Source organism: Nocardia brasiliensis NBRC 14402, from assembly GCF_000308475.2.
Taxonomy (GTDB): domain Bacteria; phylum Actinomycetota; class Actinomycetes; order Mycobacteriales; family Mycobacteriaceae; genus Nocardia; species Nocardia brasiliensis.
The window spans coordinates 57801-83993 of sequence record NZ_BAFT02000054.1; the positions used below are offsets into that span (position 1 = coordinate 57801).

26 protein-coding genes and 1 pseudogene are annotated in these 26193 nt (G+C 69.0%); 15 read left to right on the top strand and 12 right to left on the bottom strand.

Features of this window, described 5'->3' with window-relative positions; all coding sequences use genetic code 11:
* Position 1 precedes the first annotated feature (1 nt).
* Positions 2–649 (bottom strand): response regulator, encoded by a 648-nt coding sequence (locus tag TY25_RS16480; RefSeq protein ID WP_042257123.1) that lies wholly within the window; start codon positions 647–649, stop codon positions 2–4.
* A complete protein-coding gene (locus TY25_RS16485) occupies positions 646–1842 on the bottom strand; it encodes a sensor histidine kinase (RefSeq protein WP_042257126.1) in 1197 nt (398 codons plus the stop codon). Before TY25_RS16485 ends, TY25_RS16480 begins: the two co-directional genes overlap by 4 nt.
* 93 nt (positions 1843–1935) lie before the next feature.
* On the opposite strand from TY25_RS16485, the gene TY25_RS16490 reads away from it, so the two are divergent.
* Positions 1936–2418 (top strand): cation:proton antiporter regulatory subunit, encoded by a 483-nt coding sequence (locus tag TY25_RS16490; protein ID WP_041562956.1) that lies wholly within the window; start codon positions 1936–1938, stop codon positions 2416–2418.
* Positions 2419–2422: 4 nt separating this feature from the next.
* Entirely contained in the window at positions 2423–3607 is a 1185-nt protein-coding gene (locus TY25_RS16495; protein ID WP_042257127.1) for a cation:proton antiporter, read from the top strand.
* On the opposite strand, the gene TY25_RS16500 is transcribed toward TY25_RS16495, so the two are convergent.
* The gene (locus tag TY25_RS16500) at positions 3597–4355 is read right to left on the bottom strand and encodes a rhomboid-like protein (RefSeq protein WP_226887244.1); all 759 of its coding nucleotides are present in this window, start codon (positions 4353–4355) and stop codon (positions 3597–3599) included. The two genes, TY25_RS16495 and TY25_RS16500, sit on opposite strands and share 11 nt — an antisense overlap.
* 172 nt (positions 4356–4527) lie before the next feature.
* Between TY25_RS16500 and eat the strand changes: the two genes are divergently transcribed.
* The 4 genes and pseudogenes from eat (at position 4528) to TY25_RS16520 (ending at position 9578) form a co-directional block, all read left to right on the top strand.
* A complete protein-coding gene (eat, locus tag TY25_RS16505; protein WP_042257128.1) occupies positions 4528–5937 on the top strand; it encodes an ethanolamine permease in 1410 nt (469 codons plus the stop codon).
* Positions 5934–7342: pseudogene (locus TY25_RS16510) on the top strand (ethanolamine ammonia-lyase subunit EutB). Before eat ends, TY25_RS16510 begins: the two are co-directional and overlap by 4 nt.
* A 170-nt stretch (positions 7343–7512) precedes the next feature.
* The gene (eutC, locus tag TY25_RS16515) at positions 7513–8295 is read left to right on the top strand and encodes an ethanolamine ammonia-lyase subunit EutC (protein ID WP_042257232.1); all 783 of its coding nucleotides are present in this window, start codon (positions 7513–7515) and stop codon (positions 8293–8295) included.
* 356 nt (positions 8296–8651) lie between these two features.
* Positions 8652–9578, top strand: coding sequence for an alpha/beta fold hydrolase (locus TY25_RS16520; protein ID WP_226887245.1), 927 nt, complete (start codon positions 8652–8654; stop codon positions 9576–9578).
* Between the two features lie 196 nt (positions 9579–9774).
* Here TY25_RS16520 and TY25_RS16525 read toward each other — a convergent pair whose 3' ends face one another.
* Both TY25_RS16525 and TY25_RS16530 read right to left on the bottom strand, forming a co-directional pair.
* On the bottom strand, positions 9775–10665 hold the full coding sequence (locus TY25_RS16525; RefSeq protein ID WP_042257129.1) for an AfsR/SARP family transcriptional regulator: 891 nt from the start codon (positions 10663–10665) through the stop codon (positions 9775–9777).
* The gene (locus TY25_RS16530; RefSeq protein WP_052383015.1) at positions 10662–11159 is read right to left on the bottom strand and encodes a cupin domain-containing protein; all 498 of its coding nucleotides are present in this window, start codon (positions 11157–11159) and stop codon (positions 10662–10664) included. The genes TY25_RS16525 and TY25_RS16530 overlap by 4 nt, the downstream gene beginning before the upstream one ends.
* 96 nt (positions 11160–11255) lie before the next feature.
* Here TY25_RS16530 and TY25_RS16535 point away from each other — a divergent pair, with 96 nt between their 5' ends.
* Entirely contained in the window at positions 11256–12173 is a 918-nt protein-coding gene (locus tag TY25_RS16535) for a LysR family transcriptional regulator (protein WP_162184207.1), read from the top strand.
* Positions 12174–12252: 79 nt separating this feature from the next.
* Here TY25_RS16535 and TY25_RS16540 read toward each other — a convergent pair whose 3' ends face one another.
* Both TY25_RS16540 and ppgK read right to left on the bottom strand, forming a co-directional pair.
* On the bottom strand, positions 12253–13626 hold the full coding sequence (locus tag TY25_RS16540; RefSeq protein ID WP_029899983.1) for an RNA polymerase sigma factor: 1374 nt from the start codon (positions 13624–13626) through the stop codon (positions 12253–12255).
* A gap of 270 nt (positions 13627–13896) precedes the next feature.
* Positions 13897–14655 (bottom strand): polyphosphate--glucose phosphotransferase, encoded by a 759-nt coding sequence (gene ppgK / locus TY25_RS16545; protein WP_042257133.1) that lies wholly within the window; start codon positions 14653–14655, stop codon positions 13897–13899.
* A 170-nt stretch (positions 14656–14825) separates the two neighbouring features.
* On the opposite strand from ppgK, the gene TY25_RS16550 reads away from it, so the two are divergent.
* The gene (locus tag TY25_RS16550; protein WP_370466266.1) at positions 14826–15749 is read left to right on the top strand and encodes an inositol monophosphatase family protein; all 924 of its coding nucleotides are present in this window, start codon (positions 14826–14828) and stop codon (positions 15747–15749) included.
* 64 nt (positions 15750–15813) lie between these two features.
* On the opposite strand, the gene cei is transcribed toward TY25_RS16550, so the two are convergent.
* Positions 15814–16491 carry an envelope integrity protein Cei gene (gene cei, locus TY25_RS16555; protein WP_029899980.1) on the bottom strand — a complete coding sequence of 226 codons (678 nt, stop codon included), beginning with the start codon at positions 16489–16491 and terminating at the stop codon, positions 15814–15816.
* 489 nt (positions 16492–16980) lie between these two features.
* Between cei and TY25_RS16560 the strand changes: the two genes are divergently transcribed.
* Entirely contained in the window at positions 16981–17283 is a 303-nt protein-coding gene (locus TY25_RS16560; protein ID WP_014986697.1) for a DUF4193 domain-containing protein, read from the top strand.
* 47 nt (positions 17284–17330) lie between these two features.
* Here the strand turns inward: TY25_RS16560 and TY25_RS16565 are convergent, their stop codons facing one another.
* A complete protein-coding gene (locus TY25_RS16565; protein ID WP_042257135.1) occupies positions 17331–17816 on the bottom strand; it encodes a DUF3093 domain-containing protein in 486 nt (161 codons plus the stop codon).
* A gap of 156 nt (positions 17817–17972) precedes the next feature.
* On the opposite strand from TY25_RS16565, the gene dut reads away from it, so the two are divergent.
* Positions 17973–18464, top strand: coding sequence for a dUTP diphosphatase (gene dut / locus TY25_RS16570; RefSeq protein WP_042257137.1), 492 nt, complete (start codon positions 17973–17975; stop codon positions 18462–18464).
* Positions 18465–18469: 5 nt separating this feature from the next.
* A complete protein-coding gene (locus TY25_RS16575; RefSeq protein ID WP_042257240.1) occupies positions 18470–19309 on the top strand; it encodes a DUF3710 domain-containing protein in 840 nt (279 codons plus the stop codon).
* A gap of 522 nt (positions 19310–19831) precedes the next feature.
* On the opposite strand, the gene TY25_RS16580 is transcribed toward TY25_RS16575, so the two are convergent.
* Positions 19832–20554 (bottom strand): alpha/beta fold hydrolase, encoded by a 723-nt coding sequence (locus TY25_RS16580; protein WP_226887246.1) that lies wholly within the window; start codon positions 20552–20554, stop codon positions 19832–19834.
* A gap of 128 nt (positions 20555–20682) precedes the next feature.
* On the opposite strand from TY25_RS16580, the gene TY25_RS16585 reads away from it, so the two are divergent.
* The 3 genes from TY25_RS16585 to TY25_RS16595 all read left to right on the top strand — a co-directional run bounded on the left by TY25_RS16585 (position 20683) and on the right by TY25_RS16595 (position 22570).
* Positions 20683–21060, top strand: coding sequence for an OB-fold nucleic acid binding domain-containing protein (locus TY25_RS16585; RefSeq protein WP_029899976.1), 378 nt, complete (start codon positions 20683–20685; stop codon positions 21058–21060).
* 3 nt (positions 21061–21063) lie between these two features.
* Positions 21064–21777, top strand: a complete 714-nt coding sequence (locus TY25_RS16590; RefSeq protein ID WP_172595824.1) for a DUF3159 domain-containing protein — start codon at positions 21064–21066, stop codon at positions 21775–21777.
* Between the two features lie 166 nt (positions 21778–21943).
* Positions 21944–22570, top strand: a complete 627-nt coding sequence (locus TY25_RS16595) for a sigma-70 family RNA polymerase sigma factor (protein WP_052281235.1) — start codon at positions 21944–21946, stop codon at positions 22568–22570.
* A gap of 38 nt (positions 22571–22608) precedes the next feature.
* Here TY25_RS16595 and TY25_RS16600 read toward each other — a convergent pair whose 3' ends face one another.
* The gene (locus TY25_RS16600; RefSeq protein ID WP_014986689.1) at positions 22609–23280 is read right to left on the bottom strand and encodes a potassium channel family protein; all 672 of its coding nucleotides are present in this window, start codon (positions 23278–23280) and stop codon (positions 22609–22611) included.
* A gap of 2 nt (positions 23281–23282) precedes the next feature.
* A complete protein-coding gene (locus tag TY25_RS16605; RefSeq protein WP_029899972.1) occupies positions 23283–23948 on the bottom strand; it encodes a potassium channel family protein in 666 nt (221 codons plus the stop codon).
* A 240-nt stretch (positions 23949–24188) separates the two neighbouring features.
* Between TY25_RS16605 and TY25_RS16610 the strand changes: the two genes are divergently transcribed.
* Positions 24189–26177, top strand: coding sequence for an APC family permease (locus TY25_RS16610; protein WP_042257142.1), 1989 nt, complete (start codon positions 24189–24191; stop codon positions 26175–26177).
* Positions 26178–26193: the final 16 nt, after the last annotated feature.

The following is a 26193-nucleotide window of genomic DNA, read 5'->3' on the forward strand; positions in this document are numbered from 1 at the left end:
GCTAGCGGTCGCGAACCTCGCGCGCCACGATGGCGGCCTGAACCCGTGACCGCACACCGAGTTTCGTCAGCACCCGGGAGACGTGCGTCTTCACCGTCGTCTCGCCGATGAACAGCTTGCCCGCGATCTGCGCGTTGGACAGTCCGTCGCCCAGGCAGTCCAGCACCTCGCGTTCGCGTTCGGTGAGGTCGGCGAGCCCGTCCGGCTCCGGTTGCGCCGCATCGGGATTCACCGCGGCGAACGCCGAGATCACGGCCCGGGTCACCTCGGGGGCGAGCACGCCGTCGCCCGCGGCCACGGTGCGGACGGCATCGATCAGCGCCTGCCCCGACGACGACTTGAGCACGAACCCCGACGCGCCGGCCCGCAGCGTCCGGAAAACGTACTCGTCCAGGTCGAAGGTGGTCAGGATCAGCACCTTGGCGAGCCCGTCGGCGGTCACCCGCTCGGTCGCGGTGATGCCGTCCACCCCGGGCATGCGCACGTCCATCAGCACGACGTGCGGGCGCAGCGCCTTGGCCTGCGACACCGCGACGTCGCCGTCGGCGGCCTCGCCGATCACCTCGATATCGTCCTCGGCGTCCAGGATCATCCGCAGTCCCGCGCGGATGGCGGCGTGGTCGTCGGCGATCAGCACCCGGATTGTCATGACGCGCTCGCGATCGAAACCGGCAGGGTCGCTTGCACTTCCCAGGTGCCTGCGTTGGATCCGGCCGTGAAGCTGCCGCCCAGCGCCGCGGCCCGCTCGCGCATGTTGATCAAGCCGCGGTGCGGGTCGCCGTTCTCGCTGCGGCGCACCGTGATCGCCGGTACCGGATTGCGGACCGCCACGCGCAGTTCTCCGTCCCGCGCACTCACGTCGATGTCGACCCCTTGTCCCGGTGCGTGTTTCATGGCGTTGGTCAAAGCCTCCTGGATGATGCGGTACGCGGCCTGGTCGACCGCGCTCGGCAGTTCGGTGTCGTCGAGGGTTTCGCTGACCCGCACCGCGATTCCGGCCGCGCGGGCGGCATCGACCAGGATGGACAACTGCGCGAGCCGTCGCGGGGCGGCCACCTCGTCCTCGCCCTCGCCGTCGCTGCGCAGCAGGCCGATCATCGTCCGCATCTCCTGCAGGGCGCTGACGCTGTTGGTGCGGATGGACTGCATGATCCCGGTGACCGCGGCGTCGGGCTGCTTGCGGGCCAGCACCCCGAGCGCGGCCTCGGACTGGATCGCGATGGCCGAGAGATGGCCGGCGATCACGTCGTGCAGGTCGCGGGCCATGGTGGTGCGCTCGTCGGCGATGGCCGCACGGCGGTCGAGCTCGGCGACCAGGGTCAGCGCCTGCGCCCTGGCCCGTTCGGCCCCGGCGATGTCCTTGTGCGTGCGCACCGAATTGGCCCACCACAGCGGTGTGGCGATGAACGCGAGCACCACCAGCAGCGCCAGCGAGATGGCCCGCAGGTCGTGCGCGACGACGGCGGTGACGAGCACCAGCAGCACCGAGAACGTGGCCCAGCCGATGATCACCCCGCGCGACGTGCGTTTCGCGGAATACAGCACCGCCGCGTACATCAGATCGCCGTAGATCAGCCACACCGGCACCGAGGGGCCGATCCAGATATCGATACTCAGCGGGATCAGCCCGACGAGCATCGCGGGCACCGGCATTCGGCGCCGCGCCATCGTCAGCAGGCACAGCGGAGCGAGGATCGCGAGCCGGGCCGGAAACGGGACCGCACGCCCGAGGTCGATCAAGGCGAACAGGTTCGACGCATACAGCGCCGCGCCGCCGGCGAACACCAGCAGCGCGCCCAGCGCATCCCGCGCCGTTCCCGGAATCTCCGACCATTGCCGCACGCTTCCATCTCAGCACAGCCCTGACCAGGCGCCATCCGCCGAAGTGATGACCGCACCGGCGGACGGGCGAGACCTCGGTCTACCCTGGAGTGTGTGAATGTCGACGTCACTGCGCTACCCGGAATTGGAGTCCGAAAAGACTTCGAGGTGCGGTCGGGCCGCCGGATCGGCGTGGTCGCACACCGCGACGGCGACATCGATCTGATCGTCTCCAAACTCGACGATCCGGACGCCTGCGCCGCGCAGATTCCGCTGAGTACCGACGAGGCCGCCGTGCTGGCCAACCTGCTCGGTGCGCCCCAGCTCGTGGCCAAACTCAACGACGAGCACAGCGATCTGCCCGGCATCACCACCCGGCAGATGGCGATCGCGGAGGAGTCCCCCTACGCGGGTCGCACCCTCGGCGAGACCGCGATGCGCACCCGGACCAAGGTGTCGATCGTCGCGGTGATGCGTGCCGGGCAGTTGCATCCCTCACCCGGACCGGATTTCACCTTCACCACGGGCGACCTGCTCGTGGTGGTCGGTACCCCGGAAGGCCTCGACGCGGCCGCGAAGATCTTGACCCACGGCTGAGCCCGTGACCGAAACCGCGCTCGCCCTGATCGAGCTCGGAGCGATTCTCTTTGCCCTCGGCATGTTCGGGCGGCTGGCGGGGCGCTTCGGGATGTCGCCGATCCCGCTGTATCTGCTCGGCGGCCTCGCCTTCGGCCAGGGCGGCTTCATCAAACTCACCGCCGCCAACGAATTCGGCCATGTGGCAGGCGAAATCGGCGTCGTGCTGCTGTTGCTGCTGCTCGGCCTGGAATACACCGCGCCGGAACTGATGACCGGCCTGCGCCGTTCGTGGGCGGCGGGCCTGGTGGACCTGGTCGCGAACGCGACGCCCGGTGTGGTGGTCGCGTTGATCCTCGGCTGGGGCACGATCGGCGCCGTCACCATGGGCGGGGTCACCTATATCTCCTCGTCGGGCATCGTGGCGAAGGTGCTCGACGATCTCGGGCGGCTCGGTAACCGGGAGACGCCGGTGATCCTGTCGATCCTGGTGTTCGAGGACCTGGCGATGGCGGTGTACCTGCCGATCCTCACCACCATCCTGGCCGGGGTGAGCTTCGCCAGCGGACTGAAATCGCTCGCCGTCGCGCTGACCGCGATCACGGTGGTGCTCGTGGTGGCGCTGCGCCACGGGCGCTATGTCTCGGCCATTGTGGACAGCAACGACCGCGAGGTGTTCCTGCTCAAGCTGCTCGGCGCGGCGCTGCTGGTGGCCGGTGTCGCGTCCGCGTTGAACGTGTCCGCGGCGGTGGGGGCGTTCCTGCTCGGCATCGCGATCTCCGGATCGACCGCGCACGAGGCCGCGAAACTGCTGGAGCCGCTGCGTGATCTGTTCGCGGCGATCTTCTTCGTGGCGTTCGGCCTCACCACCGATCCGACGGCGATTCCACCGGTGCTCGGCTGGGCGGTAGGGCTGGCGGTGGTCACCGTGCTGACCAAGGTCGCGACCGGCTGGTGGGCGGCGAGCAGGCAGGGCATCCGGCGGATGGGTCGTGCGCGGGCCGGCGCGGCGCTGGTCGCGCGCGGGGAATTCTCGATCGTCATCGCGGGCCTGGCGGTGACCGTCGGCGGGGTCGACGGTCAGCTGGCCGCGCTCGCCTCGGCGTATGTGCTGCTGATGGCGATCCTGGGGCCGATCGTGGCGCGGGTGGTGGAACCGGTCGTCGGGCTGGTGCAGCGGCGTACCAAGCCCGCTGTGCTCACCGGCTGACCGGCACCGGCTCCTTCGCCGCCGTTCGCCGCTGTACCCAGCGGCCGAGCAGCGTCGCCAGCGCGCCGACGACGAAGCCGATGGCGGCCCCGCACAGGTGGCCGTAGTCGGTGAAGGTCGGCCCGATCCACAGCGCCGCGACCAGCACCACGGTGAGCGTGCCCGCCCACAGCAACCGGACCGGTCCGCGGAACCGGAACGCCATCGCGGCCAGGACCGCCGAAAAGCCGTAGCTGGTACCGACATCCGCGGCGACCGCCACCTTCAACGGAATGACGCCGCGGTCGATGGCGTGCGAGATACCGGTGACGGTGAGCAGTGTCGCGCCGATATGCCCGGTGGCGAACAGCACGATCCAGCGGCCGGTGCCGAGCCAGCGTTCGGCGTAGGCCATCACCACCAGGAAGCTGACGATGGTGGTCCACGGGAATCCGCCGTCGGTCCAGAACGCCGAGGCGACCAGCACCTGCACCGGGTTGTGCCGCATGTTGTAGAGATTGGTCGAGGCGGAGAAGATCAGCCTGCGCTCCACCGAGTCACCCACACCCCGCAGCGTCCACCACGTGACGAACAGGGTGAACGCGTAGGCGGTGCTGGCCGGGGCCGCGCCCAGATGGGTGCGGATCGCGGGGAGGACTCGGCGCAGCAGCGCGGGACGGCGCAGCCAGTCCCACGCGGTGCGCAGCTCGGTCCTGAGGTCGATGGTCTGAGTCCAGGGCGACCGGAACTGGACCGGGGAGGCAACCACCAGCCAAGTGTGCCGTGTCGTGCTGACGCAGGCACGCGACCCGCCCGGCGTGTGCGCTGCGTCACCGGCGGCGAGGCGGCGTCCGTAACCTCGTTTCACACCCGGGCAACATTCGCTCCCAAGAATTGGTCCACCGACCAAACGGTATGTGGATGAGGAGTGCGCTGCGTCTATGACGATCGAGGACATGAAGGTCACCGCGGGCGCGGACTACCTGGCCAAGCGCACCTTGCGCTCCGGTTCGGCGGGCTGGGTCCTGCTCGCCGGGCTCGGTGTCAGCTACGTGATCTCCGGCGACTACGCGGGCTGGAACAGTGGCCTCGCCGAAGGCGGATTCGGCGGTTTGCTGATCGCGACCGTGCTGATCGCAGGCATGTATCTGGCCATGGTGTTCGGCATGGCCGAGCTGTCCGCGGCGCTGCCCGCGGCGGGCGGCGGCTATACCTTCGCGCGCCGCGCGCTCGGGCCGTGGGGCGGATTCGCCACGGGCACAGCGGTTCTGCTGGAGTACGCGATCGCGCCCGCCGCCATCGCCACGTTCATCGGCGGCTACGTGGAATCGCTGCACCTGTTCGGCGTCACCGACGGCTGGTGGGTGTACCTCTGCGTGTACGCGCTGTTCGTCGGGGTGCATCTGACCGGGGCGGGGGAGGCGCTCAAGGCGATGTTCGTGATCACCGGGATCGCACTCGCCGGTCTGGCGGTGTTCGCGGTCTCGGCGTGGGGGCGGTTCGAGGTCGGCAAGCTGACCGATATCCCGGCGGATCCGGACGCGCTGGGCAGCTCGGCGTTCCTGCCGTTCGGGGTGTTCGGGATCTGGGCCGCGGTGCCGTTCGCGATCTGGTTCTTCCTCGCCGTGGAAGGGGTGCCGCTGGCCGCCGAAGAAGCGCGGGAACCGGAGCGCAACGTGCCGAAGGGCATCATCAGCGCGATGCTGGTGCTCATCGTGACCGGGACTGCGGTGCTGTTCCTCGCCACCGGAGCGAGTGGCGCGCAAGCTGTTTCGGTGTCGGGCAACCCGCTGGTCGAGGCGCTCGGCGACAGTGGTGCGGCGACCGTGGTGAACTACATCGGCCTCGCCGGGCTGGTGGCAAGCTTCTTCTCCATCGTCTACGCGTACTCCCGGCAGACTTTCGCGCTGTCGCGGGCGGGCTACCTGCCGACCCGGCTGTCGGTGACCAACGCGCGCAAAGCGCCGGTGCTGGCACTGATCGTGCCCGGTGTCGCCGGTTTCGCGCTGTCGCTGACCGGCGAAGGGGCGATGCTGCTGAACATGGCCGTGTTCGGCGCGGCACTGAGCTATGTGCTGATGATGGTGAGCCACATCGTGTTACGCGTGCGCGAGCCGGACATGCCGCGCCCCTACCGCACGCCCGGCGGGGTGTACACGACCGCGTTCGCGCTCGTGATCGCCTGTGTCGCAGTGCTTGCCACGTTCCTGGTCGACCCGGTCGCGGCGGGCTGGACGCTCGGCGCGTTCGGTCTCGCCATGGCGTACTTCGGCCTCTACAGCAGGCATCGGCTGGTAGCCGGCACGCCGGACGAGGAATTCGCCGTACTGGCCGAGGCGGAACTCGCATGACCCGCTACACGCAGCAACTCGGCGGCGTCACCTACACCTTCGACGGGTTGGTGGACTTGCTCGCCAAGGCCACGCCGCAGCGCAGCGGAGACGAATTGGCAGGCTGTGCCGCGAGTTCTGACGCGGAGCGGGCCGCCGCGCAGTGGGCGCTCGCGGATGTGCCGCTCACCCGGTTCCTCGACGAACTCGTGGTGCCCTACGAGACCGACGAGGTCACGCGGCTGATCATCGACAGTCACGATCGTCTTGCGTTCCAAGCTGTTTCGGCGCTCACCGTGGGCGGGTTGCGGGACTGGCTGCTCGCCGTCGCGGCAGGACCGGATGCGGCCGCGATCCTGCGGGCGGTGGCGCCGGGGCTGGCGCCGGAGATGGTGGCGGGGGTCAGCAAGATCATGCGCAACCAGGATCTCATCGCGGTGGCGCGGGCCTGCGTGGTGACCGCCGGGTTCCGCACCACCGTCGGACGGCCCGGCACGCTGGCCACCCGGCTGCAACCGAACCATCCCACCGACGACCCGCGGGGCATCGCCGCCGCCACCCTCGACGGACTGCTGCTCGGCTGCGGTGACGCCGTGATCGGCATCAATCCCGCGACGGACTCCCCGCAGGCGACAGCCGACCTGCTCGAGCTGCTCGACGAGGTCAGGACGCGGTTCGACATCCCGACCCAGTCCTGTGTGCTCGCGCACGTGACCACGACGATCGGGTTGATCGAGGCGGGTGCGCCGGTCGACCTTGTGTTCCAGTCGATAGCGGGCACCGAAGGGGCCAACGCGGGCTTCGGCGTGACGTTGTCGCTGCTGCGCGAAGGCAACGAGGCCGGCCGGTCGCTGCGGCGCGGCACGGTCGGCGACAATGTCATGTACCTGGAAACCGGTCAGGGATCGGCACTTTCGGCCGGAGCGCATCTGGGCACCGGTGGCAGGCCGGTCGACCAGCAGACACTGGAGGCCCGCGCCTACGCCGTCGCCCGGGAGCTGGATCCGTTGCTGGTCAACACCGTTGTCGGGTTCATCGGCCCGGAATACCTCTACAACGGCAAACAGATCATTCGCGCGGGTCTCGAAGATCACTTCTGCGGCAAGCTGCTCGGGCTGCCGATGGGCGTCGACGTCTGCTACACCAACCACGCCGAAGCCGACCAAGACGATATGGACACCCTGCTCACCCTCCTCGGCGCCGCCGGTTGCGCCTTCGTCATCGCGGTGCCCGGCGCCGACGACGTCATGCTCGGCTACCAGAGCCTCAGCTTCCACGACGCCCTCTACGCCCGCCGCGTCCTCGGCCTGCGCCCCGCCCCCGAATTCGAGTCCTGGTTGTCCGGACTCGGCATGATCGACACCGCAGGTCGGATCCTCCCCGTCCACCCCTGTCCTCGCCGTTGCGCGCACTGGCAGGTGCGTGATGGAGGTGGGAGATGTTGTGCCGCAGGGGATTGGCGGGCGGTATGTGGGCGATGAGAGTGCGGTGGTGCGGATTGCCTCGGCGGCAGGTGATGGATGGCGTGCGCAGCCGGAGTCGCAGGATCCGCCGGTTGCGGCGGAAAGTGCTGCCGAGCAGCAGTTCTGGCAGGAGTTGCGGCGCAGTACGCAGTCCAGGATCGGACTGGGGCGCTGCGGTGACGCGCTGCCCACCGCGCGGGTCCTGGAGTTCCGTGCCGCACATGCGGCCGCACGCGACGCGGTACACACCCCACTGAACCTCACCGACCTGACCAGTCGCGTCGCCGCGCTCGGCCTGGGCGATCCGGTCCACGTCCGCAGCGCGGCTCGCACCCGAGCGGAATACCTCCGCCGCCCAGACCTCGGCCGAACCCCCGGCGAATCCGCCACCCTCGCAACGGGTCCGAATCAGCAGCCGTTCGAGATTGCCGAAGGTGCCGTGCCGTACAGCGGAGCGGAGATCGGGTTCGTGCTGGCGGACGGGCTTTCGCCACGCGCCCTCGCCGACCATGGCGTCCAAACCTCGGCCGCCCTCATAGCCGAACTCGCACCGCACTATTCGCTCGCGCCGCCGGTGATCGCGACGCAGGCCCGCGTCGCACTGGGCGACCACATCGCCGCAGCGTTGGGCGTCCACACCGTCATCGTCCTGATCGGCGAACGCCCAGGGCTCTCGGTAGCCGACAGCCTTGGTATCTACCTCACCCACCGACCCCACCCCGGCCGCACCGACGCCGACCGCAACTGCATCTCCAACATCCACCCCCCAGACGGCCTCACCTACACGCGAGCCGCAAAAGTAGCGGCAGCCTTGGTCACCGGCGCCCACCGCCTGGGCCGCTCCGGCGTCGACCTCAAAGACACCTCCCGCGCAGCCCTCGAATCCCAGGAGGGCTTCATCGTGGATCGGATTTGACGCAGGTCGGTGCTCGAGATTCGGGCGAAGTGGCGGTGAAACTCGGGGTGGGTGAGGGTGGAGGCGTAATCAGGGGCCCGCGGAGGCGAGCTACAGCTGTACCCAGATCGTCATGCTCGGGGAGCGGTTGCCGTTCCCCAAAATCATCGCCAGTGATGCGATCACCTGTACCGGGTTGCCGCGCGAATCAGGTATCCAGTGCGTGAATGCCGAGTACGGGTTCAATGTGTCGCGAACCAAGTACATGTTGCGGTGAGCGGGATCCCGGCCGCTCAGCGGAATAGCCCTGGGGTGGTGCAGCGGGATCGCCCTGCGGTATGTGGCGTGACCACGGAGGGAAAGCTAGCGTCGGCGGCATGGCACGTGGGATGCGGTTCAGTAGGCGGCGATTCGCCCAGCTGGGCGGGGTGATGCTGGCTTCGGCAGGGGCCGCGTCCGCGTCCGCGGCCCCTGCCGGGCTGGACGCGGTCAGGATTTCGACCGACGTAGGCGTGTTCGAGGCGGTGTCCGCCGGACCAGCGCAGGGCCGGGAAGTGTTGTTGCTGCACGGTTTTCCGGAGCTGGGCATCGAATGGGATCAGCAGATGGGGGCACTCGCCGCGGCGGGGTGCCGGGCGGTCGCGCCCGATCAGCGGGGGTATTCGCCGGGGGTCCGGCCCGGGCGGATCGAGGACTATCGGCTAGACCTGCTCGTGTCCGATGTGTGGGCGATCGCGGATGCGTTGGGGTGGCGGCGGTTCGACCTGGTCGGGCACGACTGGGGTGCGGTCGTCGCGTGGGTCGCGGCGGCTGATCGCCCAGCTCGAATCCGTTCGCTGACAGCGGTTTCCGTGCCGCACCCGGCCGCTTTCGCGGACGCGCTGCGGAACGACCCGGCACAGCAACAGGCTTCGGGCTACATGAACAGATTCCGGCAACCGTCGCCGATCCCCGAGGACGCGATCCTCGCCGGTGGTCCACCGAAGCTGGTGGGGGTCCCGGAATGGAAGAGCGCCGAGTATTTCCGCCGACTAGCCGAGCCGGGCGCGCTCACCGCCGCGTTGAACTGGTACCGCGCCAACGACTTCGAGGGCTACCGCACGCCCGTCACGGTGCCGACGCTGTTTCTTGCCGCCACCGACGATCGCATGGTCGCGATGTCGGGCATCCAGGCCACGAGAGATTGGGTCACCGGCCCGTATCGTCTCGAAGTCCTCGCCGGCGCGGGCCACAACATCCCCGAGTACGCCGCGGTGGCAACCTCCGCACACTTGCTCGCGCACGTGTTGTCTGTCCCTTGCTGACCCCGGTCGCACCCCTTCTGCGGCTTCGCACCCGCTAGGGCACGCCACAGCGGGTGCGAAGCCGCAGAAAGAGTGCGGGAAAGTGGAAGGAGCGGGTTGCGGAGGTGCTCGCCGTCGCCACCGAGTGGATGCGGCGGGTCAGGAAAGAAGGCCTGCTTGCGGTGAATGATGCTGCGCGAGAACGCACAAGCATCGTTCACGATCTCAGCTCGGGCCGCCGGAACCGGTGCGCCAGCAACGTGACGTCTCGATGCCGCACCAGGCGCAGCGTGGCAGCCGTTGGCCTGCTGGGCTTTCCGACGATCAGCGTCGGATCGTGGCGCAGGATGCGCACTTCCAGGTCGACGGTGTCCGGTGCGAGTGCCGCGCCGAATTGCTCGGCGAGCGCGTGCCGTAGCCCGCGCAGCTGGTCCAGGGCGTCGACCTGCCTGCCCGCGCGATACAGGGCGAGCGCGTGCAGTCTGGTCAGCGGCTCGTGCAGCGGATATTCGCCCGCGAGCACGGCCATGGTCCGCAGATGTTCCGTGCCGGAACCGACCCGCAGCGCGGAATCCAGTCCGGCGATGGTCAATTCGAGCCGCCACTCGTCCAACCGGGCCGCCTCGACCTCCGCGTACGGCGTCCAGCGCAGGTCGGCGAGCGCGGGCCCGCGCCACAGGCGCAACGCTTCGTCGGCGGCCGCGTGGGCGGCGGCGTGCTGTCCGGTCCGGCGTGCGGCGTATAAGCGATCCGCGATCGATTCGGCGGCGAGCAGATCACCCGCGACGATCGTGGTCCGGTAGCCCGCGGGAGTGCGCAGCACGGCCGCACCGTGCGGACCCAATGCCGAACGCAGCCGCGACACCACGACGCGTAACCGTTCGATCGGTCGCGAGAGTTCCCCCTCGCCCCACAGATCGGCGGCGAGCCGTCGATCCGGAACCGGCACCCCACCGGCGAGCGCCAACCGCACGAGGGCCGCACGTTCCAGCGGTCGATCCACCCCGATCACCATGTCAGCGGCGCTGACCTGCACCGGCCCGAGGATCCGCAGCTGCGCCGACGCCGGTACGGCATCAGGTAGGGGACGGGCGGTGGGCGCGGTCATACCTGCCACCCTGTTCCCGCGGCCGGGCCGACGAGGGTGACCCCGTAGCGGGCGAACTCGGCCTCGATCTCCGCCTGCTCGCGCTGTCGCGGGACAGCGGGCGGCAGTACTCGGCTGGGGGCCGCGGTGCCGAATGCCCGGTGCGCCTTCTCGATTCCGGCGGGCGTGTACTGGTGCAGCACGCGCGCCGTGTCAGTGTGCACCCGAAATCCGTGCTGGATACCGCGCGGCAGCCAGACCGAGGTGCCGGGGCCTGCCGCTATCCGATCGAGTCCGCGATGCATCGTCACCTCACCTTCCAGGACGAAACACAGTTCGTCTTCTCGTGAATGCAGATGGATCGGCGGTTCGCTGCCTCGCGGCACTACCATCTCCGCGACCGAGAGCACCCCGCCCGTGGTCTCGCCGAGCTGATGCCAGACGATCAGGCACCCGAACGCCCACTCGGCGATCGGCTCGTACGGCCCGAGCTCGTGACGTCGTTGTTCCGGCAAGGCGCTCCTCGATTCGTGATCCGCTGAGAACCATGCTCGATGCGCCGAGCCGAGAACGGAAACACCGATCGGCTGTCGGATCTACAATCCTGGCTTGTGGATGTGGAACTCCGGCACCTGCGCGCTTTCCACGTACTCGCGACCGAGCTGAACTTCACCAAGGCGGCCGCGCGCCTGCACCTGACCCAGCAGGCGCTGAGCAACCAGATCAAACAGCTCGAAACCCGGATCGGCGCAACGCTTTTCCAACGCAGCACCCGGCAGGTGACGCTCACCGACGCGGGCCGGACGCTGCTGGCCAGGGTGCCCGACATCCTCGACACGGTCGGCGCGGCGATCGCCGACACCCGCGAGACCGAGTCGGGGGAGCGCACCGAATTGCGGATCGGCATCCGCGGTGTCACCGGATTGGACGTCACGCCACGGATATTGCGGGCCTTCGCCGCCGAATATCCGCATGTGGCCTTGACCGTCGGCAAGGTCGAATTCGACGACCCGAGCGCGGGCGTGCTGGCGGGCACCGCCGACATGGGGCTCATCTGGTTGCCCGCGCCCGACGGTCTCGAGATCACGCCGTTGCTCGCCGAGGAACGCATCGCGCTGCTCTCGGCCGACGACCCGCTGGCCGCGGGCCCGGCGGTCTCGCCCCCCGATCTGGCGGTCCAGCCGTTCGCCTGGTGGACCGACAACCGGCATCTGGCCGCCCAGCACTTCATGACGCTGGGCGACTACCGCGACGGCCCGCCGGCCATCGGCGCGTACGTCACCACCCTCGAGGATCTGCTCGCCGCGGTCGGCAGCGGCCAGGCGGTCGCCGTGTCGGTGGCCTCGGTCGCGCATTTCTTCCCGTGGTCGGGCGTCGTTGCCCGCCCGCTGCGTGATGTCGCCCCCGCGGTGCTCGCCCTCGCCATCCGAGAGGGCGACACCCGCCCCCTGGTCTCCGCGTTCACCCGCATCGCCGCCAAGGTCGCCGCCGAACTCATCGCCGAAGGCACCTGCGCTCCCGCCCCATAGCCGAAAACCCTTGCGCCACTGCGTACTTGAACGAAAACCCCGCATGCGGTGCGCGCATGCGGGGTTTTTCGGAGTGCGGCTAGTCCAGGTAGTCGCGCAGGACCTGGGAGCGGCTGGGGTGGCGCAGCTTGCTCATGGTCTTGGACTCGATCTGGCGGATGCGTTCGCGGGTGACCCCGTAGACCTGGCCGATCTCGTCCAGGGTGCGCGGCTGGCCGTCGGTGAGGCCGAAGCGCAGCCGGACCACGCCCGCCTCGCGCTCGGACAGCGTCTCCAGCACCGACTGCAGCTGATCCTGCAGCAGCGTGAAGCTCACCGCGTCGACGGCGACCACGGCCTCGGAGTCCTCGATGAAGTCACCGAGCTGGCTGTCTCCCTCGTCGCCGATGGTCTGGTCCAGCGAGATGGGCTCACGCGCGTACTGCTGGATCTCCAGCACCTTCTCCGGCGTGATGTCCATTTCCTTGGCCAGCTCCTCCGGGGTGGGCTCACGGCCCAGGTCCTGGAGCAGCTCGCGCTGGATGCGGCCGAGCTTGTTGATGACCTCCACCATGTGCACCGGGATGCGGATGGTGCGGGCCTGGTCGGCCATGGCGCGGGTGATGGCCTGCCGGATCCACCAGGTGGCGTACGTGGAGAACTTGTAGCCCTTGGTGTAGTCGAACTTCTCGACGGCACGGATCAGACCCAGGTTGCCCTCCTGGATCAGATCCAGGAACGCCATGCCACGGCCGGTGTAACGCTTGGCCAGCGAGACGACCAGGCGCAGGTTGGCTTCCAGCAGATGGTTCTTGGCCCGGTTGCCGTCGCGGACGATCCAGTTGTAGTCGCGGCGCATCGCGACCGGCAGCTTCTCGCCCTGCTCGGTGAACTCGCGCACCTTCTCCGCCGCGTAGAGGCCCGCCTCGATCCGCTTGGCGAGTTCGACCTCCTCTTCGGCGTTGAGCAGCGCGACCTTGCCGATCTGCTTGAGGTAGGCGCGCACCGAGTCGGCCGAGGCGGTCAGCTCGGCGTCCTTGCGGGCCTGGCGCAGGGCCTCGGATTCCTCTTCGTCCCAGACGAAGTCACCGGAGGCCTTGTCGGCGGCGGAGGGCTCGACCTCTTCCTCGGCGGCCTCGGCCACTTCCTCGACGACGAGGTCTTCGGCTTCCTCGGTCAGGTCGTCCTCGGAGACCTCGAGATCACCGAGATCCTCGATGTCGAGCGACTCGTCGTCGATGACCTCGTCGGCACCGGGCTCGCCGTCGCCGCCCACCTTCTTGGTGGCGGCCTTCTTGGCCGGCGCCTTGGCCGCCTTGGCGGCGGCCTTCTTCGCGGGTGCCTTCTTGGCCGCGGCCTTCTTCGCGGGGGCCTTCTTCGCGGCAGCCGCCTTACGGACCGGCCGTGCTTCGGTTACATCTGCGGAATCGGCCTCGGCCGAATCGGCGGTCTGACGGGTATTCGTGGCTACCACGTACGCCCTTTCGTGACGGTCTCGTGCGGCGTCACGCCAGAGTGGTCTTCCGGCGGAGCGGTCTGTCGGGTTTCACCGGCGGAGGGCCGGTCGGGTTGCACCGGCTCACGACTGCGTCGTGGGCCGAGGGCGCTGTGCCTGTGATTCACTCGCTTGCGTTCGTGAACAGGCCGGGCACGTTCCATTGTAACGATCTAACCAGGGTACCTTCGCCCGCGATGTCGCCTACGGTGCGGGAGCGTTTACGGATTCTCGCATGCCGCGCCCATGTTATGGCGCGATACCGGCATCGATGGCCATCGCCGCGCCGACGATGCCTGCGGTGTTCCTCAGGTGCGCGGGAATGACCTGAGTTCGATTGGTGAGCAACGGAATCCACAGGTCGGCATCGCGGCTGATACCGCCGCCCGCGACGAACACTTTCGGCCAGAAGAGATTCTCCAGGCCGATCAGGATGGTGCTGACCTCGGCGGCCCACTGTTCGAAGGTGAGACCGTCGCGATCCTTGATCGACGCGGCGGCGCGATGCTCGGTCTCCATGCCGCCGACCTCGAGGTGGCCGAGTTCGCTGTTGGCCACCAGCGTGCCCTGGTACAGCAGGGCCGAGCCGATGCCGGTGCCGAAGGTCAGCAGCAGCACCAGCCCGTCGAAATCCTTTGCCGCGCCGTAACGGTCCTCGGCGAGGCCGGCCGCGTCGGCGTCGTTGAGCACGGTGACCGGACGCCCGTCCAGCGCGGTCGAGAACAGGGCGCGCGCATCGGTGCCCACCCACGCCTTGTCGATATTGGCGGCGGTACGGGCGACGCCGTCGAGTACCACCGACGGCAGCGTGATGCCGACCGGACCGTCCCAATCGGCCTGCGCGACCAGCTTTGCCACCGCGTCGGCGACGGCCTGCGGGGTGGACGGCTGCGGTGTCGCGATCTTGATCCGTTCGTGGACCAGCTCGCCGGTGGCCAGATCCACCGCGCCGCCTTTGACGCCGCTGCCGCCGATATCGATGCCGAATGCGTGCCCCCGAGCGGACATGACCTACCCCTCGTTCCTGTGTCTGGCGGGTGTGGAGCACAACGCCGAGGCACAGGCTCCTACCGCGTCGGCGCACGCATTGCGGTGAGGTGCCCGACGACGGCGTTGTGTCGTGCACGACAAGAGTAATGCGCGATCGATGCTGCGCGTTCCCGAGGATCTGTGATGCGATGGAGAGCGTGCCGGAAACCTCATCACCAGTGTCCGACTACACCTCCGAGATCATCGTCGCCCGCGGCGACGAGGCCGAACTGCGCAGAGTCGCGGTCGACCTCGCCGAAACCGCCGCCGCTCACGTCCGTGCCCGCCGCCCCGAGGTCTTCGGGCAGGCCGGTGGCCCCGCAGACGGCGCGGTGCAGGCCAAGGCCCACCCGACCGATCCGGTGACCATCGTGGACACCGAGACCGAAGACCTGATCCGCGGCCTGCTCGCCGAGCAGAGACCGGGTGATCCGATCCTCGGCGAGGAGGGCGGCGGCAGCCTCGCCGACTCGGCCGCCGACGTCGTGCACTGGGTGGTCGACCCGATCGACGGCACGGTCAACTTCCTGTACGGCATTCCGGGCTACGCGGTGTCGGTGGCGGCGCTGCGGGGCGGCAGGCCGGTCGCGGGCGCGGTGGTCGACGTGGCGCGGCGGGCCACCTACAGCGCCGGTCTCGGCCTCGGCGCGATTCGCGTCGACGCCGACGGCGCGGTCGAGCACCTGAGCTGCACGCCGGTCGAGACCGTCTCGATGTCGTTGGTGGCCACCGGTTTCGCCTACGGCAAGCACCGGCGCACGCGACAGGCGCAACTGATCGGCGAGGTGCTGCCGCAGGTGCGCGACATCCGCAGGCTCGGCGCGGCCGCCCTGGACCTGTGCCACGTCGCGGCGGGCCGGGTGGACGCCTACTTCGAGCACGGCCTCAACGCGTGGGACTGGGGCGCCGGTGCGCTCATCGCGGCGGAAGCGGGCGCGCGGCTCACCCTCCCGCCCGCCACCGCGACGAGCGTGGCGGGCGATCTGGTGCTCGCCGCCGCGCCGGGCATCGCCGACGAACTGGCCGAACTGCTCGAGCGGATCGGCGCGACCGAGCCGATTCCCGACCTGTAGTGACGACTGTGCCCCTCGAAACCGGCGGTCTCGAGGGGCACAGGGCAACGCCGGACGCGCCGCGCTAGCAGCGCGCCTGGCGGGCGGCGTCGAGCAGCTTGATATCGATCTGCGGCGGTCCGCCGGGCGCGGGGTTCTTCAACGACCGCAACACCTCTTCGGCGTCGTTGCTGGGCCGGATGTCGCGGAACAGCGAACCGAGCACCATGTCCACGGTGTCGTCGCTGCGCTGATCTTCGATCAGCTCGGCGCACGGCACCACCAACTGCACCGACGCGGCGGCCGGCCGGCCGTTCACGCCGAACCGGATCTGGCCGGTGCACTCGAGATCGCCGTTGACGTATACCGAATCGTTGCCGAACTGCGTCCCCGGCGCGCTGGCGAACCCGAGATCGCCGAACTGGGCCGCGACATGGGCCGCCTGGCCGCGCTGGTTGTTCGCGTTCAGCACGCGCACCTTGGCGGCGGCCAGCGGCGCCGGTTCCACGTCCTGTAACCGCCCGTTGCCGACCCGCTGGCCGAGCGCGACGGGCTGCCCGGCACCGGGATCGGTGGCCGGGCTCGGCGAGTTGCAGGCCATCGCGCTGGTGTCTCGTTCGGTCGTCGTCAGTGCCTTGACCCACACGATCGTGCAGATCAGCAGCAGGACGCCGAGCATGATGAGCCAGGGCTGCGGTCGTCGGCGGAGGAAGGGCCTGCCCTGGGAATCCACGGGGCGGCCTTCGGTGATCAGTGAAACCACCAGCACACTCTACGAAAAGGATTCGGGTCCGGGCGCAGGCAGGCCGACGGAGTCCGGGGCCGCGGTGCATGCTGGGCCGACGCTGCCCGGCTCGGGCGTGGTGCGCGCGGGCGGGCCGCGAACCGGGCCTCGGTGCCCGGCAACCGCGCCTCAGGTCTCGGTGAGTTCGACGGGAGGTGTCGATTACCCGTCGGTTTCGAATCGTCTGTGTTTTGATTGCGACTTTTGTCGCGGGGTCCGCTATTGTCTGGCGGCCCAGATCGAATCGCCGGTGGCGAAATTGGTGGTCGGTCGCGGGAACAAGTAGGGCATGTCCTGCGTTTACCGAGCGCTATCCGGAGTGGATCAGCCCGATCCGCCCTGATGAGTGACCGGTGTGCGTGTGACGTGCACCACCGGCGGGGCGGTACGAGTCACGGCGATTCCTCGAAGAATCGGTGTGAGTGGACCGGTCCGGGATATACGAAGTAAGGACGAGGGGAAGACGACATGGCAACCGACTATGACGCACCGAGGCGCACCGAAACCGACGATGTGTCGGAAGATTCGCTGGAGGAGCTGAAGGCTCGTCGTAACGAGGCACAGTCCGCCGTCGTGGATATCGACGAATCCGATACCGCGGAGTCGTTCGAGCTTCCCGGCGCGGACCTGTCCGAGGAAGTGTTGACGGTTCGGGTGATCCCGAAGCAGGCCGACGAGTTCACCTGTTCCAGCTGCTTCCTCGTGCACCACCGCAGCAGGCTGGCCAGCGAGAAGGGCGGTCAGATGATTTGCATGGACTGCGCGGCCTGAGCGCGAGCACACCGCTCGGCCCCCGATCTCGATGAGGGTTCAGGCCATCAGCCCGCGCTCGGCACTCCGAGCGCGGCCAGGACCCGTTCGGGCCTGCGCGTACTGACCAGCCAGTACGGCGTCGGGTCGTCGGGATCGTCGAGCACGAGCAACACCATCGGCCCGATCCACGGCCGGTGCTGTACATAGGCGGCGGGGTCGAGCTGGCGACCCAGCGCCGCACTCTTCGCCGTGTGGGCAACGACGGCCGCACGGGCAACGAAATTCACCGGCAGGTGGGCGCGGTCGGCGCGCAGTTCGAGCGTGCCCGAGGCATCCGGCGCGACCTCCACCCGGTGCCTGCTCAGCCACAGCAGCACCCACACCGGCACCGGGAAGAGCAGGACGTAGGGCAGCCAGGCGCGCAGACCCGGTGCGCCCATATGGATTTCGGCAGCCAGCAAGCCGGTCACGGCGAAGGCCACCGGCCACCACCACAGCGGCACCCAGAGGCGCTCGCGGTACGGCTGTGGGCTCGGCTGTTTCTCGTCCATGGTCACTGGGTTGGGCTGGTCCGACACGAGTCAACACTAAGTCACGTCTGTCCGAGCTGTACGCGTAGGCTCGACCAACGTGAGGGAGCGAAGCGAGCGAACCATGGACACACCGAGTCCCGCTCACGACGGAGCCGAGAACCCGGAGGCCGAGTCGTGAGGAATGAACTGCCGCCGATAGCGGTGCTGCGGCTCGATCCCGGCATTCCCCTGCCGACGCGCGCCCACCACGGCGACGCGGGCGTCGACCTGTGCACCACCGCCGATGTGATCCTGGAACCGGGGGAGCGGGCGTTGGTCGGCACCGGCCTCGCGATCGCGCTGCCGGTCGGCACGGTCGGCCTCATCCACCCCCGCTCGGGGCTGGCCGCGAAGGCCGGTCTGTCGGTGGTGAACACCCCGGGCACCGTCGACGCCGGCTACCGCGGCGAGATCAAGGTGTGCCTGATCAACCACGACCCGCGCACGCCGATCGAGTTGCGCCGGGGCGATCGGATCGCCCAGCTGCTGGTGCAGCGGGTCGAGTTGGTGGATTTCGTCGAGGTCGACTCGCTCGACGAAACCAGCCGGGGCGCGGGCGGTTACGGATCCAGCGGCGGTCACGCGAGTCTGACCGGGGCGGGCCGGGCAGCCGGCAAGGAGGCGTAATGGGACTGTTCGGAAAGAAGAAGCGGTCGGCGGACTACGACGACGACCGGTATCCGGCCGACGAATACGACGAGGCCGAGGAATACGACGAGGACGACTACGACACCGACGAGCACCCGATCGTGCCCGTCGGCCGCCATGTCGCCGCCGACGAGCCGCCGTCCGGCCCGCACGACTACGACGACGTGGCCGACCTGCTGGACCGGGTCGCCGAGCAACGGCTCGATCTGGGCTCGGTGATCCTGCCGGTGCCGCAGGGCGGGCAGCTGCAGGTCGAGATGACGCCCGACGGCGCACCGCAGGCGGTGCACCTCGCGACCGAACACGGCCGGATCACCGTCGCGGCGTACGCGGCCCCCAAGTCGGCGGGCCAGTGGCGCACGGTGGCCGCGGATCTCGCGGACTCGCTGCGCAAGGACGGTTCGCGGGTCGCGGTGGAGACCGGCCCGTGGGGTCGCGAACTGCTGGCCGTCACCGAGGGCGCCGATCTGCGGTTCATCGGGGTCGACGGACCGCGCTGGATGGTGCGTTTGGTCGCGGCAGGCCCGTCCGGTGCGGCGAACGACGGCAGCCCGCTGGTCGCCGCGGCCCGGGCGATCCTGCGCGAGACCGTGATCCGGCGCGGCGAGGACCCGCTGCCGGTGCGCGAGCCGCTGCCCGTGGTACTCCCGCAGGAACTCGCCGAACAGCTGGCCGCGGCCCATCAGGCCCAGGTCGACGCGCAACAGCAGCAGCTGGCGGCCCAGGCGCAAGCCCAGGCCAACCCGCAGCTGCCGCCGCGCCTGCCGGAGGGTCCCCGCCGCGGCGCCGACGGTTCGGCCATGCAGCAGCTCGGCCTGAACTAGCGCGCCGAAACCCGAACCTGCACAGTCCGATTCGCGCGGATGGACGCAGTCCGGTCGACCGCGGCACCTCGGCCGCGCACGCGAGCTGGTGCGCTTCCACCGGCGATATCGCGCGCGGTCGCTACTGGTCAGTTGATCACCAGGTAATGGTGGCGGAAGCCTCTCGGCCGATGCCGCCACCATTACCTGGTGATCGGCTGACCAACTGGGGAACGCGCCCATTTCGTCCGGGGCGCGGCGGTCGTGGTGTTTCGTCTCGGGCGGCGACGGCTGCGGCGTTTCGCCCGACGTGTGGCGGGGACGGCCGGTCGGCGCTGTGGCGAGATTCGGCGGCCACCCGACGGTGGGTTGTAGTCTCGGGGCTCCGTGCAACGCGAGGCTCCGTGTGACCGGACCAAGCCCAAGGGGGGCGGGTCGGTTGCCTACTGATCGGCCTGCGCGGGCCGGGGGTAGTGCGCGCGGTGGCGTACCCGGTTCGCAGCCGAGATCCGTTGCGCGCCTACCTGATTCGGCAGGCGACGCTCAGAAGGCGCCGGTGCGGGTGAGGGCGGCGAAGCCGGTGTGGCCGAGGACGGCCGGTTCGGCGCCCAGTTCGGCGAGGGTGATGCGGTGGATCGCGGAGCGGGGGATCAATGCGGCCCACTCCTCGGCGATGGCGAACGGGTGCACCGGGTCGTCGACCGCCGTCACCACGGCCACCGGCACCTCCAGCGTGCTGAGACATTCGGTACCCGGCCATTTGTATTCGGCGGCCTCGTCGAGCGCGTCGGGCAGACCCGGCCACTGCGAGCGCCAGGATTGGGTGAGCGCGTCGGCGAGCCAGGTGGGGCTGCTCGCGCGCATCCGCTCGACCACGGCGTCGAGCCCGTCGGCGCGCAACTGGGCCGCGGTCACTCCGGCGCTCACGGTGGCGGGGCACGCGGCGGTGTCGGGACCGGTCCACGCGGGCAGGGCCGCGACCACGCCCGCGGTCAGTTCGGGATGTTCGGCGGCCCACTCGATCGCGACCGCCGCGCCGAGCGAGATTCCCGCCACAACAACGGGACCCGTCGCGGCCGCGGCCGCGAGCGCGGCCCGATAACTCGCGACGACGGCGGCCGGGTCCGGCTGTACCGCGACCACGTCGAGACGGCGCGCTCTGCCCGCCGGTTCGAAGGCGCGCCGGGCGAAATCCGCGTCGGATCCGCTGCCGGGCAAGGCCACGACGACCTGAGCGGGCGACACGGAGTGTGGGGAGTCGAACACCGGTCCGAGCGTAGCGGGGGTGCTCTGGTGCATCTACAGTGGCGGGGGTACGGCCACAGCCGGTCGTATGTGGAAACCACGATGGTGTGCGACCCACACTGTCTGCTCTATGCAGGAGAGCGTGCGAAATGTCATCCGCAGCCTCAGGGTATTTTCGACGTCTGGGCCGCAGACTGACCGAAGATATCGACCAGTTGGACGCAGAAGAACTCGCCGAGAAATCCGAAGCCTCCGGCGCGTGCCGGGCCTCGGAGTGTCGCCGCGGCGACGAGGCCACCATGCTCGGTAGGCTACGCAGCGTCGAAGCGTGTCCGAAGTCCGCGGGCGCCAGTGTGCAGGCGGAATTCTTCGACGGCACCGATGCCATCACCCTGGTGTGGATCGGCCGCCGGCGCATTCCCGGTATCGAACCGGGACGACGTATCTTGGTGCGCGGCCGGGTCGGCGATCGAGACGGCCGCAAAGTGATCTACAACCCCTACTACGAATTGCGCGGGAACAGCTGACGTATGCCATCGAGCAACGACAACGCCGCCCCAGGCGAACAGACCGAGCCCGCAACGGCTCTCGACCCGGACCGGGTCGACCCTGACGAAGCGGTCGCCGAACAGACCCTGCTAGAGCAGCTCGGCGGGTTCAGTGGCCTGATCTCTTCGACAGTCCCCGTTGTCGTCTTCGTCCCCGTGAACGGTTTCGCGGGCCTCACCGCCGCCATCTGGGCCGCGCTCGGTGTCGCCGCGCTGATCCTGATCTGGCGGCTCGTCCGGCGCAGCCCCATCCAGCCCGCCATCTCCGGCTTTCTCGGCGTCGGTATCTGCGCGTTCATCGCCTACCGGATGGGGGAGGCGAAGGGCTTCTTCCTGTTCGGCATCTACACCAGCCTGGTGTACGCGGGCGTGTTCCTGGTCTCGATGCTGGTGCGCTGGCCGCTCGTCGGCGTGATCTGGGGCGTGCTCAACGGTCACGGCACCGACTGGCGCTCCGATCGGCGGGTGCAGCGCCTCTACTACCTCGCCACCACCACGTGGGTGGTCGTGTTCGCCGCGCGCTATCTGGTGCAGTCCCAGCTCTACGACACCGACCGGACCGGATGGCTCGCCGTCGCGCGGATCGGGATGGGCTGGCCGCTCACCGCGGTCGCGCTCGTGGTGACCGTCTGGGCGGTGCGCCGGGCGGGTCATCTGCCCGTGCGCCGGGGCGCCGCCGCGGCCGAACCCGCGTAGGGCGTTAACTTCGCGGGTGCGTCCCGCGAAAACACAGTGGGTGGGGCGTTTCCCACCGCAGAGGTGGGTGGTTACCCACCCTGGGGTGCCTGGAAGGCGACCCGAGTTCGGCAGACGATCAGTGCGTCGAGAAAAACACGCACGATCGCACGAAAGGACTCGGACCGTGGCCCCCGAGCACAAGACCGCAGCACCGTCGAAGAACCACCATCCGGCCCTGTCGGAGAGCCGCCGGGTCGGCGCCGAACTGGACAAACTGATCGGTCCCGCGGCCGCGGGCGATCGCGGCGCGGTCAGCGAGATCGTCCGGATCGTCCATCCGCTGGTTCGCCGGTATTGCGGTGCGCGCCTTGGTAATACGGCTCATCTGCAAGTCACCGCCGACGACGTGGTGCAGGAGATCCTGATCGCCACCGTGAACGCCATCCCGCGCTACCGGGACCAGGGCAAGTCCTTCCTCGCCTTCGTCTACGGCATCGCGGCGAACAAGGTGTCCGACGCGTTCCGCCGCTCGCAGCAGCACCCCACCTATCCGATGGCGGAGATGCCGGACGCGCCGTCGACCGCCGCCGGGCCGGAGGAGTGGGCCCTGGCGTCCGAACGGCGCGTGGCCACCCGGGAACTCATGAAGATCCTCGCCCCCGCGCATCGCGAGGTACTGGTGATGCGGATCGTGCTCGGCTGGTCGGCCGCGCAGACCGCCGAGGCGATCGGGACCAGCCCGGGCGTCGTGCGGGTGATGCAGCATCGCGCGCTGAACAAGCTGCGCGCGGAACTGAAGCTGGCCGCGTAATCCGGTCGCGACCGTCGCGCATCAGCCCTGTCGGGGAGTCAAGGCTTGATGCCGTGGTTGGCGAGTTCGACCCGCAGGTCCTCCTCCGCCTCCACCGAGGTCACGAACAACAGCTCGTCGTCGCCCTCGAACGGATCGTCGGGCTGCGGCACGATCACCCGGCCGCCGCGCAGGATCGTCACCAGGGCGGCGTCGCGCGGCAGGGTGAGCGTGCGCACCGGCTTTCCGGCGAGAGCGGTGTCGCCGGGCAGGGTGATCTCGACCAGATTCGCCTGCCCCTGGCGCAGCGTCATCAGCCGCACCAGATCGCCCACCGTCACCGCTTCCTCGACCAGCGAGGCCAGCAGCCGAGGCGTGGACACCGCGACGTCGACACCCCAGGAACTGTCGAACAGCCACTCGTTGCGCGGATCGTTCACCCGGGCCACCACCCGGCGCACGCCGAACTCGGTCTTGGCGAGCAGGCTGTGCACCACGTTCGTCTTGTCGTCACCGGTGGCGGCGATGACCACCTCGTAGGTTTCCAGACCGGCGTCCTCGAGCAGCGCCAGCTCGCAGGCGTCGGCGTGCACCCAGACCGCGTCCGGGATCGCCTCGGGGTCGATGTGGTCGAGCTGGCGTTCCAGCAGCATGACGCTGTGCCCGCCGCGCAGGAGTTCCCTGGCGATGGATCGGCCGACGGCGCCTGCGCCTGCGATGGCCACCTTCATGTTCAGTCCTCGCTCACGGGGGGCTTGCCTGCCAGCGCGATGGCCTCGCCCACCGAACCGGATGTCGCGGCGACGTAGACGAGATCGTCGGCCTGCACGATGGTCTTGCTGTCGGGCAGCAGACCCTGGCCGAACCGGATGATGAACGCGACCCGGATCCCGACCGCCTGCTCCAGATCCCGGACGGTGCGTCCGTACCAGTCCTCGTGCAGTGGCAGCGGGGTAACTGCGACCGTGCCGGTGGGATCGCGCCAGGTGGTGGTGCTGCTGTCGCTGATGAGCGTGCGCAGGAACCGGTCGGTCGTCCATGGCACCGTCGCGATGGTCGGGATGCCCAGCCGCTCGTACACCGCGGCACGTTTCGCGTCGTAGATGCGGGCGACCACCCGCTCGACGCCGAACATCTCCCGCGCCACCCGGGCGGAAATGATGTTGGAGTTGTCGCCGGAGGAGACCGCGGCGAACGCGTCCGCCCGCTCGATTCCCGCCCGCACCAGCACATCTCGGTCGAAACCGACGCCGGTGACGCGCTCGCCCGGGAAATCCGAGCCGAGCCGCAGGAAGGCGGCGGAGTCCCGGTCGATCACCGTGACCTCGTGGCCCACCCGCACCAGGGCGCGAGCCAGCGCCGAACCGACGCGCCCACACCCCATGACCACTACGTACACCGTGCAACCCTCGTTCCTGGAACCGTGGTGTTCGGTCTGCTCATTATCCGGTCGAACGGTACCCGTCGAATGATTCCATCGGCCACGTTCCCCCTCGGCCCCCGCGCCAAACCTGACAGTCGCGTGCGCAACACAACTGTGCCGGCGCGCGCGCCGAAACGCCGCGCGCGAGGGTTGCTGCGTGGTTACACAGCGCCTGCCGAGTCCGGATACGGCGATGGTGCCGCTATGCTCGCTCCAGTGTCCAAGTTGACGACGGCAGCGAAACGAGTGCTGCTGGGCAGGCCTTTCCGTAGTGATTCGCTTGGCCATACCCTGCTGCCGAAGCGCATCGCGCTCCCGGTGTTCGCCTCCGATGCGATGTCCTCGGTGGCCTACGCGCCGGAGGAAATCTTCCTGGTGCTCTCCGCCGCGGGCATCTCCGCTTACATCTACGCCCCCTGGGTCGGTTTGGCCGTCGCGTTCGTGATGGCCGTGGTGGTGGCCAGCTACCGGCAGAACGTGCACGCCTACCCCTCCGGTGGCGGCGACTACGAGGTCGCGACCACCAACCTCGGCCCGACCGCCGGGCTGACCGTCGGCAGCGCGCTACTCGTGGACTACGTGCTCACCGTGGCCGTGTCGATCTCCTCGGCCGCCTCCAACATCGGCTCCGCCATCCCGTTCGTGGCCACGCACAAGGTGTTGTTCGCCGTGGTCGCCATCGCCGTGCTCACCGCGATCAACCTGCGCGGCGTGCGGGAATCGGGCACCGCGTTCGCGATCCCGACCTACGCCTTCATCGTCGGCATGTTCGTCATGCTCGGCTGGGGGCTGTTCCGCATCTTCGTGCTCGGTGACGATCTACAAGCCGAATCGGCGGGATTCGGTTTGAAGGCGGAGGACGAGCATCTATACGGACTCGCCTTCGCCTTTTTGATCGCCCGCTCGTTCTCCTCCGGGTGTGCCGCGCTCACCGGTGTGGAAGCGATCAGCAACGGTGTGCCCGCGTTCCGGAAGCCGAAGTCGCGCAACGCCGCCACCACGCTGCTGATGCTCGGCACGATCGCGGTCGTGCTGCTGATGGGCATCATCATCCTGGCGCAGAAGATCAAGGTCGTGTACGCGCACAACGAGTCCGACCTGATCGGCGCGCCGGCCGGATACCACCAGAAGACGCTGATCGCGCAGCTGGCCGAAACCGTGTTCCACGGATTCCCGCTCGGGTTCTTCTTCATCACCACGGTGACCGCGCTGATCCTCGTGCTCGCCGCGAACACCGCGTTCAACGGGTTCCCGGTGCTCGGTTCGATTCTGGCGCAGGACCGTTACCTGCCCCGGCAGCTGCACACCCGCGGTGACCGGCTGGCGTTCAGCAACGGCATCCTGTTCCTGTCCGGTGCGGCGATCGCGTTCGTCGTGCTGTTCGGCGCCGAGGTGACCAAGCTCATCCAGCTCTACATCGTCGGCGTGTTCGTCTCGTTCGTGCTCAGCCAGACCGGCATGCTGCGGCACTGGACCCGGTTGCTGCGCACCGAGACCGACCCGGCGCAGCGTGCGCGGATGAAACGGTCCCGCGTGATCAACGCGGTCGGCCTCAGCGCCACCGGCACGGTGCTGATCATCGTGCTCATCACCAAGTTCTTCGCCGGCGCCTACATCGCGATCGCGACCATGGTCGCGATCTTCATCGTAATGAAAATGATTCGCAAGCACTACGATTCGGTGTCTCGCGAGCTGGAGTCCCAGGAGTGGGACGCGGTGCTGCCCAGCCGTTCGCACTCGATCGTGCTGGTGTCCAAGCTGCATCTGCCCACCCGGCGCGCGCTCTCGTATGCCCGCGCCACCCGGCCCGACACGCTCGAGGCGATCACCGTGAACGTCGACGACGCCGACACCAGAGCGCTGGTCCGCGAATGGGAGAAGAGCGATATCACCGTGCCGCTCAAGGTGATCGAATCGCCCTACCGCGAAATCACCAAGCCCGTCCTGGATTACGTGAAGCGGGTCCGCAAGGACGCCCCGCGCGACGTGGTGACCGTGTTCATCCCCGAATACGTCGTCGGTCACTGGTGGGAACAGGTGCTGCACAACCAGAGCGCGCTGCGGCTCAAAGGCAGGCTGCTCTTCGAACCCGGCGTCATGGTCACCAGTGTCCCTTGGCAATTGAGCTCCTCCACCCGTGCCCGCACCCCCGGCGTGGTGAACGCGCCCGGTGCGGTCCGCCGCGGTTACGACGATCGATCGTGAGTGGGCGTCGGCAGGA